Genomic DNA, 18,682 nt, shown 5'->3' with positions numbered 1-18,682 from the left:
ATTTCTCCTTAGCTCCATGGATGACGTGGTGGTGGGACATCATTTAGAAAATAATTTCCTACAATGTTGTATTTCCAACGCACGGGATCATGCAAAGTGTGTGTTCTGGCATTGCGCCAATAACGATCTAAATTTAATTCTGATAAGGTCGAACGCGTGCCAGAAAGCTCAAATAATTTATTCGCTGCTAAAATCGCAATGTCAGTCGTTAAGACTTTTGCTTCAGCCACGAGCAATGTTGCTTCATTAATATGATCTTCGGTCGGTTCAGCAAGTGCTAAATCAATCGCTAATCCTGCCAAATCTAGAACGGCTTCAGCAGCACGCAGCTTAATTTTCAATTCACCAATATTGGCAATGGTATATGGATCTGAACTTGCTTTATCTAAACCTGAATCAATCCATGGACGTGCAAAGTTACGCACATAATGAATCGTTTCTTGAATCGCACCACGTGCAATCCCAGCATCTACAGCAGCTTGAATAAATTGAGAAATTGCTCCAGCTGCTGTCGGTCTTACAAAAGCTTGATAAATTGGAACGATATATTTTGCATCTACTTTAACGTTGTTTAATTCGACTGATCCACTGACCGTTGTACGCTGACCAAACCCACTCCAATCATTGGTAATTTTTACACCTTCTGTCCCTTGTGGCACGATTGCAGCAAATGGTTTTCCTTCAGCATCAATCGCAACAACTGGAATGCGGTGTGCCAATAAAGCTCCAGTTGCAAAGAATTTTTGTCCATTCACAATCCCATTGCCAGAAGCATCAAATTTTATTTTTGTGGTGAGATCGGCAACCGTCTTAGACCCTTTTTCTGAGAAAGCATTCCCCAAACGCTCTCCACCCAGTACTGCTTTAAAAAAGAATTGTTTTTGTTCTTCGGTGGCATCTAAACGGATATGCTCTAGAAACACCCAATGATTTTGTGCGATTTGACCTAGTGATGGATCAGCGCTAGAAATGGTTTTAACAACTTCAGCGAGAGTCTTGTAGCTCGCTCCTGCACCGCCATATTGCTTTGGAATGTTAATTGCCCAAAGCCCTGATTGAGAGTACTTGTTAATTTCACTCAAAGGTAAACGGCGTTCATGATCACGAATGGAGGCTTCCTTTGCAAAATCTTCAGCGAGCTGTTGTGCGATTTGAATCGCTTCTTGATCTGTCTTAATCACATGCGCTGGCTGATGAATTTGGTAGAATTCTTTTGAAATTTCAGCTTCATGCAATTTTATATCTATTTGTGCGGTCATTTTATTCTCTTCAAAAAAATTGAATAAAATTAAATTAGCACTAATTATTTTAATTTTTTATACGATTATTTTATTTACTAATCTGATTTCAAATATAATCAAATCATTTATTTTTTTATTATGTATATTGCAGTTTTTCTCATTAAATAATAAGTATGATATTTCATATAATCAGAATATAAACATTTAATTATTTTATATTTTCATTATGAATAAACATATACGATTTAATGCTTTTGAAATGAATTGCATTGCACATCAGTCCCCAGGCTTATGGCGTCATCCGCTCGATCGCTCTACAGAATATAAAGATTTGGAATATTGGACTGATTTAGCAAAAATATTAGAAAAAGGTATTTTTGACGGTATTTTTCTTGCAGATGTTTTGGGTATTTATGATGTGTATCATCAATCGGCTCAACATGCTTTAAATGGTGCTGTTCAAGTTCCTGTGAATGATCCAATTCAGATTGTTCCAGCAATGGCAGCAGTCACCCAACATTTAGGCTTTGGTGTAACCACCTCTATTTCATTCGAACATCCTTATCCCTTCGCACGACGTATGAGCACATTGGATCATCTCACCAAAGGTCGCGCGGGTTGGAATATTGTGACTTCATATTTAGAAAGCGGATCTAAAAACTTAGGTTTAAAAACCCAAGTGAGTCACGACAATCGTTATGATATTGCAGACGAGTATCTGGAAGTTTTATATAAACTTTGGGAAGGTTCTTGGGAAAATGATGCGGTACGACGCGACAAAGCCGCTGGTATTTTTGCGGATCACACCAAAGTTCATCCAATCCAACATGAAGGTAAATATTTTAGCGTGCCAGGTATTCATATCTGTGAACCTTCTCCGCAACGCACACCTGTATTATACCAAGCTGGTGCATCAAAGCGTGGACAGAAATTTGCCAGTCAAAATGCAGAGTGCGTATTTATATCTGCACCAACGAAAGTTGCTGTAAAAAAGTTAGCACAAGGAATTCGTCAGAATCTTATTGAGGAAGGTAAAGATCCAAACGCAGTTTTAATTTATACAATGCTTGCGATTGTGGTCGATGAAACTGATGAAAAAGCACAGGCTAAATTTGCAGAGTATCAATCTTACGGAAGTTATGATGGTGGATTAACACTCGCTTCAGGGTGGTCTGGTGTAGATTTTTCACAATTCAAAGCTACAGACCAGGTTGAATATATTCATACCAATGCCATTCAGTCTATGTTGCAATCTTACGTAGAAGCAGATCCAGATAAAGTTTGGACCATTGAAGAAATTGCAAAATGGACCAGTGTAGGTGGAAACGGCCCCGTGATTGTCGGCTCACCAAGCACAGTAGCCGATCGTCTTCAAGAATGGGTGGATGAAACTGGCATTGATGGATTCAATTTGGCTTATATTTTGGCACATCAATCTTTTGAAGACGTGGTCGAATACGTCGTTCCTGAGTTACAACGTCGCGGTGTTTACCCTACAGAATATACCAAGGGGACACTGAGAGAAAAGTTGTTTGGTCATGGACCATTACTTCCAGATGATCATCGTGGTGCTCAATACCGTAAGTCATCAACGAATGGGCTGCACACTTCAACCCAAACCGCAACACTTGAATCTGTGTAGATCAATTTAAATTCTCTATATGTAAAAAAGCGCTTTTCGGGGCTTTTTTTAATGCTGATGTTCTAGTTCATGGTGATATGCATCATCTTCTATCTGCAAGGTCATTTCAGTAATATGGTGATCATGACTTAACATTTCAAAAGCCTGTTGATGTAAACGTTTAGGATCGACATTCGGTGCAACCAAATGAACTGTGAGCATGACTTTTTTGGATGTGATCGCCCAAACTTTGAGTTGGTGAATGTCCTTAACTCCTTCAAGCGATAATAAATCTGTACGGAGCTTTTCAATATCAATCTCATCAGGCACACCTTCAAGTAGGATATTTACACTTTGCTTGGCGAGAATCCAAGCACGTGGTAAGACCCAAAATCCGATCAGGACTGCGATAATCGTGTCAATAAGTACCCAGCCTGTAAAATAAATAATCACAGCACCGATGATCACACCTACAGAACCAAGTGCATCACTTAATACTTCTAGATATGCACCTTTGACATTGAGGCTATCTTTACTACTCGAAAAAAGAATCTTCATCGAAATTAAATTAATGATTAAGCCAATGACGGCGACTATCATCATTCCAACACTCTGAATTTCAGGAGGATTACTTAATCGATGAATCGCTTCTATCAAAATATAAATTGCAACGATAAATAACATCACCGCATTAAATAGAGCTGCCAAAATTTCAAATCGCTGGTAACCAAAAGTTCGCTTATTGTCTGCAGGCTTTTGACCAATCTTAATTGCAACCAACGCGATGGCTAGAGCAGCAGCATCAGTAAACATATGTGCAGCATCTGACAGCAAAGCTAAACTTTGAGTAATAAATGCAGCAACAACTTCAATAATTAAAAATGTCGTGGTTAAGGCTAAAGCAAAAGTTAGTTTCTTTGCGTTGTCTTTACTGACTTCCACATGACTGTGATCATGATTATGCGAACTACCCATTTTATACTCCTCATCAGAAGCCTCACTTAAAATAAAGTGAGGCTTCTGATTCATATACATAATGTTATTGTTTAATTTATTGTTCTGCTTTTGCTTGATTCATCCACCTATACAATACAGGTAAAAGTAGTAGCGTCAGTATGGTGGATGAAATAATTCCACCGATAACCACTGTCGCAAGCGGTCGCTGTACTTCAGCACCCGTACCCGTAGCAAGCGCCATTGGAACAAATCCTAAAGACGCCACAAAAGCAGTCATCAGCACAGGACGTAATCGCAACATTGCACCTTGCCAAATGGCATCTTTTAAACTGTATTCACTTCTTAGCTCCTTAATAAAGGTCAACATAACCAGTCCATTCAGAACAGCGACACCTGATAAAGCGATAAAACCAATACCCGCAGACATTGAGATGGGAATATCACGTAACCATAAAAATAAGACTCCCCCCGTGAGAGCAAAGGGTACGCCCGTGAATACCAATAAACTTTCTCTTATATTTTTGAATACAGCCATCAGCAGGATAAAAATCGTAATCAAAGCCAATGGAATCACGATAGTCATTCTAGCTTTGGCAGATGCCAAATTCTCAAACTGTCCACCATACTCAATCCAATAGCCACTCGGTAATGCATATGTCGTGAGGCTAGATTGCAACTCTTGGACAAATGAACCCAGATCTCGCCCTTCAACATTTGCCGTCACAATAATCCTACGCTTGCCATTTTCACGACTCACCTGATTCATACCATCAATATTTGAAACTGTAGCCACATCTGCCAGTCTTACTGTCCCACCATTGGGGAGTTGTATGGGTAATTGTGCAATCCCCATGACTGTCCGATCTTGATCAGTAAGTCGAATAACAAAATCAAAACGGCGGTCGCCTTGTAGAATTTCACCGACTTGTTGACCACCGATACTTGAAGCGACTAAATTTTGTATCTCACGAACCGAAAGACCATATTGCGCTGCTAAAGAACGATTTACGTCTATATTTAATAAGGGTAAACCTGAAGTCTGTTCTACTTTGACTGCGGTACTGCCACTGATTTTTTGCACAATCTTGGCAATTTTGGCAGCTTCATCGTTTAACACCTGCATATCATCGCCAAAAATTTTTATACCTATGTCACTGCGGACTCCAGAAATGAGCTCATTAAAACGCAATTCAATGGGTTGAGAAAATTCACTATTGTTGCCAGGCAAAGTCTCCAAAAAAGTTTCAATACGTGACCTTAAATCATCTAAGCTTTCTTTGGGATTCGGCCACTCTTGACGAGGTTTCAACATAATGAATCCATCTGAGATATTGGGTGGCATCACATCTGTCGCCACTTCAGCAGTACCCGTTCGTGCGAAAACATTTTTAATTTCTGGAAAATTTTGAAGCAAAAGTTTCTCAGTCATTTCCTGCATTCTTAATGATTCTTCTAAGCTGGTACTGGGTGAACGCATTTGTTGAATAGCAAAATCACCTTCGCTTAATTGCGGTGCGAATTCACTTCCTAGACGTGTCGCCAACAACCCTGTTAAAACCAAAATACTAACTGCGAGCGTTAACATGACCGTTCGATATAAATAAGTCATATCTAATGCTTTTAGATATTTTTTCTTTAACCATAACATCCATCTACTTTCAGTTTCTTTGACTTCACCTGTTACAAATAAAGCCACTGCAGCAGGAACAAAAGTAATGGATAAAATGATCGCAGCAATAAGAGCTAATACTACGGTGAGTGCCATAGGGTGAAACATTTTTGCTTCAACACCACTTAAAGCAAATATGGGCAAGTACACCACTAAAATAATCGTTTGACCAAAAATTAAAGGACGGCGCGCTTGACGAGCGGCAAGGAATACTTCTTTAAATCTCTCTGAACGTGTTAAAGGTCGTCTTAACTGTTCTTGGGCATGAGCTAATCGGCGAATACAGTTTTCGACAATTACCACTGCCCCATCTACAATAATTCCGAAATCTAGCGCACCTAAACTCATAAGGTTGGCACTAATCTTTTGCTGTGCCATACCTGATAATGTAAATAACATCGAAAGTGGAATCACGCATGCTGTAATTAAAGCTGCTCGAATATTTCCCAAGAAAATGAATAAAATCACAATCACCAAAATCGCCCCTTCGACTAAGTTCTTTTGAACTGTCTTAATGGCTTTCTCGACTAAGGTGGTACGATCGTAAACAGTTTCAATTTTTACGCCTTCGGGCAGTGTGGTTTGAATTTCTTGAATTTTTTGATCAACAGCTTGTGCAACACTACGGCTGTTTTCACCCATCATCATCATGGCGATGCCGAGTACGGTTTCTTCTCCGTTATAGGTCGCTCCGCCTGTTCTAAGATCATGTCCAATCGACACTGAAGCAATATCTGAAACACGGACAGGATTTCCATTTAAGGTAACCACCGTTGTATTTTCAATATCCTGTATCGTATTCAGTGTTCCAGGAACTCGTACTGTCAGTTGTTGACCTCCATCTTCAATAAATCCTGCTCCACGATTTTCATTGTTCTCAGTAAGAACTTGTTGAAGTTGCGTCAAACTGACTTGTAGTTGTTGCATACGATTCAAGTCTGGCGAAACAACATATGTTTTATTGAATCCTCCAATACTATTCACCTCAGCAACGCCTTTTACGCGTTGCAATTGTGGACGCACGATCCAATCTTGAATTTCGCGTAAATCCATTGCTGTGTATGAAGAACCATCAGGTTTTTTAGCCTTTGGCTCAGCTTTTAGTACCCATTGATAAATTTCACCCAGCCCCGTAGATACTGGAGACATGGTAGGTGCGATATCATCAGGTAATTCGGATTGAACCTCTTGCACACGCTGATTGATTTGTTGACGTGCCCAGTAAATATCTGTGCCATCTTTGAAGACAATAGTGACCTGAGATAAACCATACCTAGAGATCGAACGTGTTAATTCAAGATCTGGTATCCCCGCCATGGCATTTTCAATTGGATACGTAATGCGTTGCTCAACTTCGAGCGCAGTAAATCCATTAGCTTGGGTATTAATTTGAACCTGTGTATTGGTAATGTCTGGAACTGCATCAATTGGCAATTTTTGATAACTATAAACTCCAACAGCAATCCAAGCACAGGCAAACAGCATGATCCAAATCGCATGTTGAATTGAAAACTGAATAATTCGCTCAAATAGCCCTTCAGCCTCCGGCATGTCATGATTAGTGCCCATGGTCAGCTTCTCCTTTTTCTAACTCCGATTTCAGTAAGAAGCTGCCTTGATTGACATATTTTTGCCCCGCTTGAAGACCAGACTTAATTTCTGCCCATTGACCATCTGAAGACATTTCACCTACTTCAATGGGTTGTGCTTTAAAGTGGAGTTTTCCATTTTTTTGTTCTGTAACAATAAATATTGCTGATTTACCTTCGATTTGTTGCACTGCATTTTTTGCAACGCGTAATACATTGGATGCATCGGGACTTTGAAGTTCAACATTTACCATCAAATTTGGTCTTAACTCACTTGCCTTTCCTTGAACTTTAGCGCGAACAATCAAGCGACCAGTCTGCGCATCTGCTTGCGACGTTAACGATTGCACAACTGCTGTATACGTCTGACCTGATTGTAAAGATTTGAATTGAATATTTTGTTGTGCACCAATTTGATTACTCGCATCTGCAGGTAACACAAATTCCAGCCATAAATCTTTTAATTGTTCGATGATGAAAATCTGATCTGCAAGTTGCACATTTTCACCCACCACGATGTCTTTTTGGCTGATCACGCCCGAGATAGGCGAACGAATGGTAAAACGACCATTCGAACCTGCTGAAGCTCCCAAAGCTTGTAAACGTGCATTGGCACTTTGCACTGTGATTTGTGCTTGACGATATGCATTTTCAGCACGTTGCAAATCCTGTTTTGCAGAGATCCCCTGCGACCACATCCGTTGTTCACGTTGCAAATCTTGGCGTGCCAAATCTAAATTGGATTGTTCCATTCTTAAATTTGCTTGTTGGTCAATGAGCTCTGGGACACTTAATACTGCAAGTATTTGACCTTTACCTACTTCTTGTCCCAGTGCTACATTCACTTGTTCAACATGACCAGCAAAATTAGGGGAAATATGCGCTTGTTGATCTGTATTTACCATCAATTTTGCAGGCAAGTTTGTGTATCGCGGAATTGCACCTAATTGAGCTGATTCTATTTTTATACTATGTTCGACTAGCTGTTTAGATGTCAGTTCAATCTCACCTTCTTCTGCATGATCAGCTTCTGCGCCATTCGACGTTTCAGCTTGCTCTTCACTCTCAACAATTGCTGTTTTCTTATTATCTTTGAAAAAAATCCAAATCCCGATAACTACCGTCACCCCAATAATCAGGGCGATGAGGAATGCTTGGTTTATTTTTCCTTGTTGTATAGATCTCATTTTATTCTGCCCCTATATTGATGAAATTTTCTGACTGTGACACAGCCTCTTTGAGTAATTGGGTATAGGCATCCGAACGACTAATTTGTTCATAACTGGTACCAATACTTAATGCCTCAGCAGCAAGTGCGGTTTGCCATGCCTCTCTTAAGAGCTGAATTTGACTGAGCCGAATATTTTGTAATTGTGTCGTTGCTTGTTGCACCTCAGTGATTGAAAGTTTTCCATTTTTAAAACCGAGCAAAGAGCGCGTCTGTACTTTTTCAGACAAGCCTTTTTGTCTCAGTACAGCGTCATACTGTAGTTTTAAGCCACGCACCTGATGAAATGAGTTTGCAATCTCTAAAATTTGTTGTTTGAGTTCTCTTTGTTGTTGACGCTCAAGTAGAGATTGCTGACGTTGGGCAAGCGGAATTTGGTATTGCTGACGATTAAAAATATTGAACGGAATATCGACACCCACAGATAAACTAGTATCGTTTGTCTCATTGGGCGCTTTTGTTCGCGTCATCCCTACATTCAAATTTGGATTTGGTTTTGCTTTTACTTTAAGTTGCTCAATTCGTTGATTAGCCTGAACAACATTGAGTGCATAAAGCTTTTCTAAATAACCTGCAGAAATATAATTTTGAACATTCTGTTCAACTTGGTCAGGCCAATAAATCCGATTTGAATCAACCTTCACCTCTGCTTCAGTTTCTCCCCAGAGATTAGAAAGATTACGTTTTGCAATTTCCTTATTTAAAATGGCTTGCTGATAATTGCGTTCATTTTCTGCCGCTTCAATCTGCGCTCGTTCATACTCAACTAAGGCTATGCTTCCTGCCTGATATCGTTTTTTAGCGCTGTCTAAAGTTTCACGACTGACTTGCAGTTGAGACTTTTGAATTTGCGCTTCAGATTGCGAAATTAAAAACTGTGACCAAGCATACTTCACGATTAATTGGCTTTGTGCTTCCCACAACTTTTCTCGCAATTCATTTTGTTGCCCAGCCAAACGCGCTATATTTTTTTGAATCCGTCTTTGACCAAAAATGTCGATCGACTGACTAATACCTAGACTTAACTCTTGATCTTGATTCGAGCCAAAGCCATCTCGAGAGAGATTGATAGTCGGGTTTTGCCAAAGTCCACTTTGCTTGACTGCAAGTTCTGACATTTCTTGTCGTTGCTGCCAAATCTGTTCTGATTGTTGATATTGAGACACTTGAACCAGTGCTTGTTCAAGCGAATTGACTGTCATTGCTTGAGCATTTGCACCCAAACTAAGCGAACCTAAAACCAGCCATAATCGAATGGAATGTTTTAATTTAAAAGACATGTGAATTTCCCACTAATTTAAAAATAAGTGGTGGGAAATTTTTAGGCTACCCCACCAATAGCGGGGTTAATTCAGGAGGCGGAGGGATTTTACCTAAATGAGGCGATTGATAGGCATTAATCCAAAGAAAGTGATTTTGGTAAATCTTTTCGATGTGTTGTGACGAAGGCAAATTCTCGTTTACAGCAAGAATAAACTGAGACATTGACGGCAGATGATCTTGATGATCCAAAACATCGATTTGCGCTTTTTCTTCTAGCGTCACGCTTTGATCATCACCAAGCACGAAGCCTTTTTCAATTTGGGACTTCGGACTTTTATTTGAAAGATCAGCTTGGCAAAGTACAGGTTGATGATGACCAAAGTGAAAACTTTGTGTCGATGTTAAGTCGCTTTCATGAACACAAAAAGCCGCCGCCACATTCCAAAGGCTTTGGAACATGAACACACATGCTAAGAATGTCACAAATTTAGCCGATCTCATTTAAGCAGGCTCTCATCTTTTCTATCTGCATTTAAAACGTGATAGTGATCACCATCAAGTGAAGAGTTGTAATTCTCCATCATATTTTGATGATCGAAACCTTGATATTGAAAGAATGTACATAAGAAAAATGAATGAAAACTTAAAAATTTAGCGCTTTTAAAGCACGCTTCGAAAATGGCATCGATTTTGCAACCTAATCATACGAATTTTATTTTTTGTATTACTGAGGTGGCAACGATGAGCTATGTTGCACGAGAATTGAGTCAAAAGCATAAATTTTTGCTTGGTTTTGGATCGTTTTTAATTCCAATTTTAATCTGGTGTGCAGTGAGTTATTTGCCTTTTATTTGGCATCCCCAAGTTCAAATCACAGATTCTGGTAGCACAACATTTTTACAACTCGATAGCCGTGTCAGTAGAGAAGTTTATTATGCTGAAGCGCAATTGGCAGTCGATCAAGGACTGCCACCACCTCGGGGAATTTTGGTCAATCCCATTTACCTACCCGCACCAGATGAAGTCGCTACAGCCTTAGTGACCGCATTTACAACGCCACCCGCTCAAGCAAATGCACCATGGTTTCATGAAAGTTTATGGCACAGCATTAAACTGGTGTTTACCGCATTTTTTATTTCTTCTTTGATCGGGATTCCTTTGGGTATTCTTTGCGGTTTTTCTCATAAAATTTCTCAGTTAACTGAACCTTTTGTAGAGTTCTTTCGCTATCTGCCTGCACCAGCCTTTGGCGCTCTTGCTGTTGCGATTTTGGGCATTAATGACGCACCTAAAATTGCCATTATTGTGATTGGTACCTTGTTCCAACAAATTCTAATTATTGCCAATACCACCCGTCTGGTCGACCGCAGTCTTATTGAAGCTGGATTCACCTTAGGAACTAATAAAATCAAAAGTTTATTTTATGTGGTCATCCCTGCTGCACTCCCAGAAATTTATCGAAACCTTCGTGTACTTTTAGGTTGGGCTTGGACCTATTTAATCGTTGCAGAACTCATAGGAAGTACATCCGGTATCACGTGGTTCATCACTCAACAAGCTCGCTATCAAAACTTTGACAATGTTTTTGCCGCAATTTTGATTATCGGTTTGATTGGTCTGATTTGCGACGTGATTTTAATGAAACTTGGACAGCAATTATTTAAATGGAAAACGGGAGTTCGCTAATGTCTTCAGCACTTCAACCCTCAGATTTTGATGCCCGCGCTTACTTTGACAAAATTTACGCTCGTCCCGTCATTTTAGAAGCAAAAAATCTCACCCAGAAATTTAGCCACGGAAAAACTGAGCGCACCATTTTAAATGCTTTAGATTTAAAAATTCATAAACGTGAATTTATCTGTGTTATTGGTCCTTCAGGATGCGGTAAGTCTACCTTTAGCCGTATTGTGGCAGGTCTTGATCCATATACCAGTGGTGAATTACTGGTAGACGGTGAAACCATCACAGGACCGAGTCCAGAGCGTGGCATGGTTTTCCAAGGCTACACACTGTTTCCATGGAAAACGGTAAAAGAAAATGTCATGTTTGGTCCACTCATGCGAGGTGCCAGCAATGCTACAGCTGAGGCGCAAGCCCGCGAATGGATCAACATTATCGGACTTGAAAAATTTGAGCAGCAATACCCTCATGAACTTTCAGGAGGGATGAAACAACGCGTTGCCATCGCTCGCGCGCTCGTGAATCAGCCAAAAATTCTCTTAATGGATGAACCCTTTGGGGCTTTAGATCCTCATACGCGTCAAAAAATGCAAAAGCATCTGATCGATCTTTGGGCCAATATCGATATCACGATTATTTTTGTGACACACGATATGGACGAGGCGATTTTATTGGCCGATCGGATTGTGGCATTGAAGGCCAATCCTGGCGAAATTAAGGAAATCATTGAGGTTGATCTACCAAGACCACGTCAGCATGAATTGATGCTCACTGAAAAATTTAAATCTTTAAGACAACGCGTAGATGCTTTGGTACATGCTGAAGAAGATGAACTTGATCCAGCTCTCGCAGACTTACCTAAAATTCCTAGAATGACCAAGGTCAGTCATTCTAAATAAGGCGCTATATCCTGATCACACAAACGGTCAGGATAAAGCATGCAACATCAATCCTTTTGACCACACCATTTAAATGCAGCCTTGGATTAATCACGACTTCATTTCATCACGCTCAATTCTCCCATCTACCAATTGAATGGTTCGATCACATGTAGCGGATAATCGTGGATCATGGGTCACTAACAATACAGCACAATTTTGTTGCTCATTTACTTCACGAAACAGCTCAAAGACTTCGCTCGCTGTTTGACTGTCCAAATTACCTGTAGGTTCATCAGCAAGGAGTAAAGCAGGCTGAGTGATTAAAGCTCTGGCGATTGCGACACGTTGTTGTTGCCCACCAGAAAGTTGACTGGCTTTTCGTTGTGCAAATTGACTCAATCCTACCGCTTTTAACAAATCATGTGCCCGATCTAAAGCTTGCTGATTGGGTTTGCCATGCGCCAACATTAGAGGCATCAAAACATTCTCAATAACGGTGAACGCTTGAATCAAATGATGAAACTGAAAGACAAATCCTATGCTCTTCCCACGCAATTCCGTTCTTTGTTGATCTTCCATTTGACTGGTTGGTTGACCAAGTAAATAAATTTCACCACTGGTGGGTTGATCCAGTAACCCTAAAATATTTAATAACGTACTTTTACCTGAACCAGAAGGTCCAATTAATGCAGCAAAATCTTGACGATGTATCGCAAATTCAATCCCATGCAGCACTTCAATTTCATTGGGTTGTCCAATATTATAAGACTTTTTCAAAGCCTCTAAACGCAGTACTTCATCATGATTAGACATGACGGATTGCCTCCACAGGATCTAAACGCGCTGCACGACGGGCAGGAATCGCCGCTGCAATTAAACCGCTCAATGTTGCAAGTAATAAAGCGGATCCAATCAAATAAGGTGAAATTGGAATGTAGAATAACCCTGGGCCAAATTCATTAAATGACCAAACCAATACATAACTGGTCAGGATTCCAACAATAGAACCAAGTAAGCCGAAAATCGCACCTTGAATGAGAAAGATTATCAAAATCTGTTCTCGGCTCGCACCTGTCGCACGCAAGATTCCGATCTCACGTGTACGCTGTACCACTGTAATGGAGAGTACGCTGGCGATCGCAAATGCAACAGATATTCCAACAAATATAATTATCATATTGGTTGAAAGACTTTGCGCTGAAATCGCATTCATCAATTGCGCATTACTTTCAATCCAACTTTCAGCTTTTAATCCAGTGAGACGATGAATTTGAGTTGCGACCTGATCTGCGGAGAAAATATCAGAAATACGAAGATCAATAATGGTAACCCCACCCGGCAAACCCAATAAAGACTGTGCCCGTTTTAGATCGATATACATATAGCGTGAGTCTAGTTCTTTGACCCCGAGTTCAAAAATACCCGTTACATTCATGACGGCGTTAATATCTTGACCGTTATCAACGCGAATTTTACTGCCTACGCGCACACCAAGGTCTTTGGCCAACTCACTTCCGATGAGTACATCATCTGCTTTTAAACGAAGCTGACCAGTTTTTAGATACTCTTGCAAAGGTACAATACGTTGATAACGTGGTAAATCAATCCCCATAATCGCAACTGACTGAATCGCTTCCCCCCGTTTTACCAGTGCAGGTCCTGAAACCATGGGAGAAACGGCATTGAGCGTCTTGATATTGTCTAGATTTTCAAGAACTTCTTGCCAGTTATTGATCGACTTGAGTCTTTGAGCCCTTTGATCTTCATGGATGATGTGTGCTACGCCCTCAGGCACTTTAACGACGCGATTGACCTCATCTGGTGCATGTAAACTAATATGTGCCTGAGTGCCCAACGTACGCTCAATCAAATTAGACTGAAGCCCCTGAATTAATGCACTAATAAAGACAATAACGGCAACACCAATAGCAACACCGCCAATAATCATCAGTGTTTGACTGCGACCCTCGCGTAAAAACCCAACAGCGATGAGCCAATTGGTCCATAAACGCTTCATCTTCAAAGTGCTTGTACCTGCTTAGTTCTGACACGCTGATCCGCTTTTACTTGATCAGGCTTTATAACGACCTGATCATTGTGATCCAACCCTGATAAAATTTCAGTCATGGTGGTTCCACGCAACCCTAATTTTACAGATTGACGTTGGACCTTACCCTGTCTTATCACCATAACTTCAGCCTGCGTGGTTGAAGGGTCAATAAGCGCGTCATTGGCTATTACTTTGGTTTTATTTCGACGTGCTGTTTCGACATTCACTGAGACTGTCATATCTTGCTTCAAAAAATTGGGTACAGAGTTCACCGCCAATTTGACTTCAACCGTACCACGTTGAGGATCAATATTAGGTGCAATAAAGTTAACTTCAGCTGGAAATGCTTGCTCTGGATAAGCATCTGCAATCACTTCCGCTTTTTGACCTAATTTAAGATAAGGTAAATTTTGCTCATCCACCGCCACTTTAATTTGCGTTGGACTATCAACTGCGACTGTAAAGAGCACCTTTCCAGGTTGAATCGCATCCCCTTTTTCGACTTCACGCGTCAAGATCGTACCCGATACTTGTGCCCGAATTTCACTTTTTGCCAATTGGGCACGTAGCGCATTTAATCTTTCGCTTAAGGTTTTTTCTTCCACTTGACCTGGAGCAAGGCTTTGCGCCTTCAGTTTTGCCGCAGATAATTGATTTCTCGCTAAGCGTTCAGCTTCTAAGGCTTGTTCTTTTTCTTCGACAGAAAGCACTCCCGGTTCCGTTTGCTGACGACGTCTTGCTTCGCGACTGGCTTGTTGTAATTGGAATTCTGCCGTTTTCAATTCAACCTGCGCTTGTGGATAGCGAATTTTCCGCAATTCCTCTAGCGCAACTTCTGCTTCACGGACTTGTGCTTTTAAATCATCAGATTGAATAATTAACAGTACATCTCCTGCTGCTATTCGTTGACCTTCTTGCACGCGTCGCTCAATGACCACACCCGAAATTTCACTCCCAATTTCACTACGTGCTACATTTTCAGCACGACCTGAAGCAACCACTGTTTGAATCAGTGGTTTTTCTTCGATTAGGTAAGTTTCGACTACAGGACCTTGCCACCAACGGAAAATGAAATATATCCCACCCATCGAAATGAGCAGAATGAGAATCCACCATTTTCGTTGTTTTAAAATACGCAAAGCTTTATCTCCCAATAGGCCTACTTCGGTTTATATTGTCGAATACAGTAAGCTCTTAAAATATCTGGTGAGCGCTTGTGAAGATGCTTGGTATTCCGCCCCGCAACACGTTTACGCCACATTTCAAAACTACTTTTTTTTAAATGTTGTCGCATCAATCGAATAACTGCACTTTCGTTTAATCCGTATTCCAGCAGAATGGCTTCAAAGGGTGTCCGATCTTCCCATGCCATTTCAATGATTCTAGAAATATCAGCTGTTGTATACAACGCACATGATCCTTTTTTATACGCATTAAACTTCGATGTTAATTGTTCATTCGTGAAAAATATGTGATTTTTTGTTGATTTATAGACACTTCATACACGCTAATGCATTCATCGCATAAAACGATTGATTTTATAATTTTAATCCGTTTTCTAGTTTTTTCATTTTTATCTATTCTTAATCCATACAAGGTAGGCAACTCTGTTGCTCTACCGACCAATCATTCAGTCCAACTTTGTGCCCAGTGCAAGCCCCTCTGCACTGGGCTTTTTTTATTTAAATGACTCAACCAATTTTGGATAAATCAGTCCATCAATATCTAGTTTTACCGTATAAACTCCATTTTCAAGATTAAACTTATTGACATGATAAGTTGATCCATAAATAGAATCTAAAGTTGAAGAGCGTTTAAATACCTTTTGATTTGCCTCAAGATCCAAAAAATGTGTGCCTTGAATAAATTGTTCATATTGCTCAGGTTCAACACCAACACGCTTAGACATAATCATCAAAGCATCGTTTCTCGTCTCAGGGTCTTGAATAAATTTGACGGTTCGATCCCATACTTGTAGCACTTTTTTCCACTCTGCTTGATGCCTAGATAAATGCGTCATATTTACCGTCAACGTATCATAGATCAATCCTGGTTTATCTTGAGAACTATAGATGATTTTGGACCCAGCTACGCTTTTTAAAGCTTGATTTGCTACAGGTTGCCATACAGCGATAGCATCCACATCTGGGCTGCTAAACACTTGGGGTAATTCGTTGGTTGCTGCATTAATCAGTTTGATTTCATTGGCTGATATATTTTGATCTGAAAGTGCGGTATTCAATAAATTATGATCGACCAGCCCTTTTTCGACTGCAATCGTTTTACCCTTAAGATCTGCCACACTATGAATGCCCTCTTTTGCAAGAATGACATCATTCCCTGATGAATAATCAGTTGCTAAAATCATAATGCCCCGCGTTCCACCTGAGGCAATGACCAAATTATCCCCATGAGAAACAGAAACCGCATCCAATTGGTTTGCTGCAAAAGCATTCATAGAGGCTGAATAATCAAACCATTTAAACTCTACGTTTAATCCAGCTTCTTTAAACCACCCTTTCTCAATAGCAACTTGCCATGCCACCCATCCTGGCCAATCACTGTAACCAATACGAATCGGTTGCATTGATATTTCGGCTTGAGCATGTTGACTTGGTTCTGGAATTTTTGCGGTTTTATCACAACCCACGAATAACAGTGCAGTTCCAATGACTCCCCATACCATCGTTTTCATTGCACCACCTCACCAATACTCGTGCACTTAAATTTAGTATTGGTAAAATTTGAGGCTTGAATATAATCACCCCATCCACCAAAGTGACTGATATCAAGTGCATCTGCTAAAGCATGTTTTTCACATATAAAGCCTTTCACCCATGTTCCATCAATGAGTTGGACATTGCCAATACCAAGTGGTGCTGGGACTTCAGCAACAATGTCACCGAACAATGCTCTTGGTACATCCCACACTTCCACTTCAATAGAATGACCTGATGTATCTCGTTGTAGCCCCGGCTTAGGTGGCTGAGTATTTTTTAAAGCAAATAGTTTGTAATACGGCGCAGTACGCGTTTTTTTAACCAAGTTGGCTTGTCTGCTCGTTAACTGAAAATTCAGCGGCATGCCTGTGAGATGTGCTCCCACCACTGCCAATTTAACGGTGTGCTCAGATCCTATTGATTTATGAATTTGATAACCTTTCTCTGACGTTGCTAAATTTAATCCTGAAGTCGCTTGCCATTGCTGACCGAAGTGTGCCAAAGCTTGATCCATCCAAGCGCCAGCAATTAAGGTGATACCACTTGGCAAACCATCATCACGGATGACATTCGGAAGTGCCAATGCAGATAAATCAGCAAAATTAACAAAATTCGTATAAGCCCCCATATGCGAATTCTTTTGGATCGGATCTGCTTCAACATCTGCAATGCAATAAATCGTAGGAGCTGTTGGCACCATCAACGCATCATAATTTTCTAATTGAAGATTGATCTGCCTAGCCCATTCTGCACGCTGATACTCATCTTGCATCACATCCACAGCATTGAAGTGATCAGCTTGATCAATAATTTGCTTAATTACCGGATGACATTGCTCACGTCGAACTTTGTGTTCGACGGCATGCGTACGCTCCGCAACCCATGAGCGGTTATACAATGCAGCAGCCAATTGATTAAATACTGTGAAATCAATCTCTTCAACTTGAAATCCGAGCGATTTCATTCGAGCAATGGCTGTTTGAAATGCTTGCTCACTTTGAGTATCACCATAAAATTCTAAGTGATCTGGGATTGCAATCTTGCCCTTCGAAAATTGTGTCGGGACTGTTCTCGGATGCTGTCTTGAATAAGCATCGGTCGCATCATAACCTTGCATCAATTGCGCTACCGTCCAAGCATCATCCACTTGAGTTGCAAAGATTGAGATCACATCAATACTTCGACATGCAGGGATTAAACCCGTGGCTGAAAACCAGCCTTTGGTTGGTTTGAGTCCGACAATATTATTGAAACCCGCGGGAACTCTGCCAGAACCTGCTGTATCAGTACCGAGGGCGAATGGTACACACCCATTTGCTACTGCAACCGCTGAGCCAGAGCTTGATCCACCGCTAATATAATCCGGATTGAAACTGTTTTTTACAGCCCCAAAGGGTGAACGCACGCCAACCAATCCCGTGGCAAATTGATCTAGATTGGTCTTGCCCACCACGATTGCACCAGCAGATTTAAGCTTAGCCACTACGGTTGCATCTTGCATTGCTAAATAAGCAGCATCTGGACACGCCGCAGTGGTATAAAATCCAGCAACATCAATATTGTCTTTGACAGCAAATGGCACACCATATAACGGAAGATCAGCGATATCCTGATGGGCTAATGCATCAATCTGCGCCTGTATTTGCTCGGCACTGGCTATTGAAATCCAAGCGTGATCATCATTGGAGAATTCAGCAACATAACGCTTCAAATCATTCAGTTGAATAGTTTGATTTACATAAGCCTGTTGCCAATCTTGTATAGTCCATAATGTCTGCACGAC

15 protein-coding genes are annotated in these 18,682 nt (G+C 40.6%); 3 read left to right on the top strand and 12 right to left on the bottom strand.

Annotated features, from left to right (window positions below):
- Nucleotides 1–8: 8 nt before the first annotated feature.
- A complete protein-coding gene (locus AC1M9H_RS01240; protein WP_481612565.1) occupies nucleotides 9–1,259 on the bottom strand; it encodes an SfnB family sulfur acquisition oxidoreductase in 1,251 nt (416 codons plus the stop codon).
- 208 nt (nucleotides 1,260–1,467) lie between these two features.
- Between AC1M9H_RS01240 and AC1M9H_RS01235 the strand changes: the two genes are divergently transcribed.
- Nucleotides 1,468–2,883, top strand: a complete 1,416-nt coding sequence (locus tag AC1M9H_RS01235) for an LLM class flavin-dependent oxidoreductase (RefSeq protein WP_481612564.1) — start codon at nucleotides 1,468–1,470, stop codon at nucleotides 2,881–2,883.
- Nucleotides 2,884–2,931: 48 nt separating this feature from the next.
- Here AC1M9H_RS01235 and AC1M9H_RS01230 read toward each other — a convergent pair whose 3' ends face one another.
- The 5 genes from AC1M9H_RS01230 to AC1M9H_RS01210 form a co-directional block, all read right to left on the bottom strand.
- Nucleotides 2,932–3,837: a cation diffusion facilitator family transporter gene (locus tag AC1M9H_RS01230; RefSeq protein WP_092766410.1), complete on the bottom strand. Its 906-nt coding sequence runs from the start codon at nucleotides 3,835–3,837 to the stop codon at nucleotides 2,932–2,934.
- A gap of 76 nt (nucleotides 3,838–3,913) precedes the next feature.
- Complete coding sequence (locus tag AC1M9H_RS01225; protein ID WP_481612563.1) at nucleotides 3,914–7,057, bottom strand: efflux RND transporter permease subunit; 3,144 nt, start codon at nucleotides 7,055–7,057, stop codon at nucleotides 3,914–3,916.
- Nucleotides 7,047–8,264: an efflux RND transporter periplasmic adaptor subunit gene (locus AC1M9H_RS01220; protein ID WP_481612562.1), complete on the bottom strand. Its 1,218-nt coding sequence runs from the start codon at nucleotides 8,262–8,264 to the stop codon at nucleotides 7,047–7,049. The genes AC1M9H_RS01225 and AC1M9H_RS01220 overlap by 11 nt, the downstream gene beginning before the upstream one ends.
- 1 nt (nucleotide 8,265) lies before the next feature.
- Nucleotides 8,266–9,585 carry a TolC family protein gene (locus AC1M9H_RS01215; RefSeq protein WP_481612561.1) on the bottom strand — a complete coding sequence of 440 codons (1,320 nt, stop codon included), beginning with the start codon at nucleotides 9,583–9,585 and terminating at the stop codon, nucleotides 8,266–8,268.
- A gap of 46 nt (nucleotides 9,586–9,631) precedes the next feature.
- On the bottom strand, nucleotides 9,632–10,069 hold the full coding sequence (locus AC1M9H_RS01210) for a cation efflux protein, CzcI-like (RefSeq protein ID WP_481612560.1): 438 nt from the start codon (nucleotides 10,067–10,069) through the stop codon (nucleotides 9,632–9,634).
- Between the two features lie 240 nt (nucleotides 10,070–10,309).
- On the opposite strand from AC1M9H_RS01210, the gene AC1M9H_RS01205 reads away from it, so the two are divergent.
- A complete protein-coding gene (locus AC1M9H_RS01205) occupies nucleotides 10,310–11,254 on the top strand; it encodes an ABC transporter permease (protein WP_481594569.1) in 945 nt (314 codons plus the stop codon).
- Nucleotides 11,254–12,147 (top strand): ABC transporter ATP-binding protein, encoded by an 894-nt coding sequence (locus AC1M9H_RS01200; protein ID WP_481591101.1) that lies wholly within the window; start codon nucleotides 11,254–11,256, stop codon nucleotides 12,145–12,147. Before AC1M9H_RS01205 ends, AC1M9H_RS01200 begins: the two co-directional genes overlap by 1 nt.
- Nucleotides 12,148–12,237: 90 nt before the next feature.
- Here the strand turns inward: AC1M9H_RS01200 and AC1M9H_RS01195 are convergent, their stop codons facing one another.
- The 6 genes from AC1M9H_RS01195 to atzF form a co-directional block, all read right to left on the bottom strand.
- Nucleotides 12,238–12,942 (bottom strand): ABC transporter ATP-binding protein, encoded by a 705-nt coding sequence (locus AC1M9H_RS01195; protein ID WP_481612559.1) that lies wholly within the window; start codon nucleotides 12,940–12,942, stop codon nucleotides 12,238–12,240.
- Complete coding sequence (locus tag AC1M9H_RS01190) at nucleotides 12,935–14,146, bottom strand: ABC transporter permease (protein ID WP_481612558.1); 1,212 nt, start codon at nucleotides 14,144–14,146, stop codon at nucleotides 12,935–12,937. Before AC1M9H_RS01190 ends, AC1M9H_RS01195 begins: the two co-directional genes overlap by 8 nt.
- 2 nt (nucleotides 14,147–14,148) lie before the next feature.
- Nucleotides 14,149–15,318: an efflux RND transporter periplasmic adaptor subunit gene (locus tag AC1M9H_RS01185; protein ID WP_481612557.1), complete on the bottom strand. Its 1,170-nt coding sequence runs from the start codon at nucleotides 15,316–15,318 to the stop codon at nucleotides 14,149–14,151.
- A 20-nt stretch (nucleotides 15,319–15,338) separates the two neighbouring features.
- On the bottom strand, nucleotides 15,339–15,587 hold the full coding sequence (locus AC1M9H_RS01180; protein WP_481612556.1) for a TIGR03643 family protein: 249 nt from the start codon (nucleotides 15,585–15,587) through the stop codon (nucleotides 15,339–15,341).
- A 270-nt stretch (nucleotides 15,588–15,857) separates the two neighbouring features.
- Complete coding sequence (locus AC1M9H_RS01175) at nucleotides 15,858–16,874, bottom strand: ABC transporter substrate-binding protein (protein WP_481612555.1); 1,017 nt, start codon at nucleotides 16,872–16,874, stop codon at nucleotides 15,858–15,860.
- On the bottom strand, nucleotides 16,871–18,679 hold the full coding sequence (gene atzF / locus AC1M9H_RS01170; protein ID WP_481612554.1) for an allophanate hydrolase: 1,809 nt from the start codon (nucleotides 18,677–18,679) through the stop codon (nucleotides 16,871–16,873). The genes AC1M9H_RS01175 and atzF overlap by 4 nt, the downstream gene beginning before the upstream one ends.
- Between the last annotated feature and the right edge of the window lie 3 nt (nucleotides 18,680–18,682).

This window comes from Acinetobacter sp. ANC_7512 (assembly GCF_056779935.1).
This window is presented reverse-complemented; position numbering and strand designations above follow the sequence as displayed.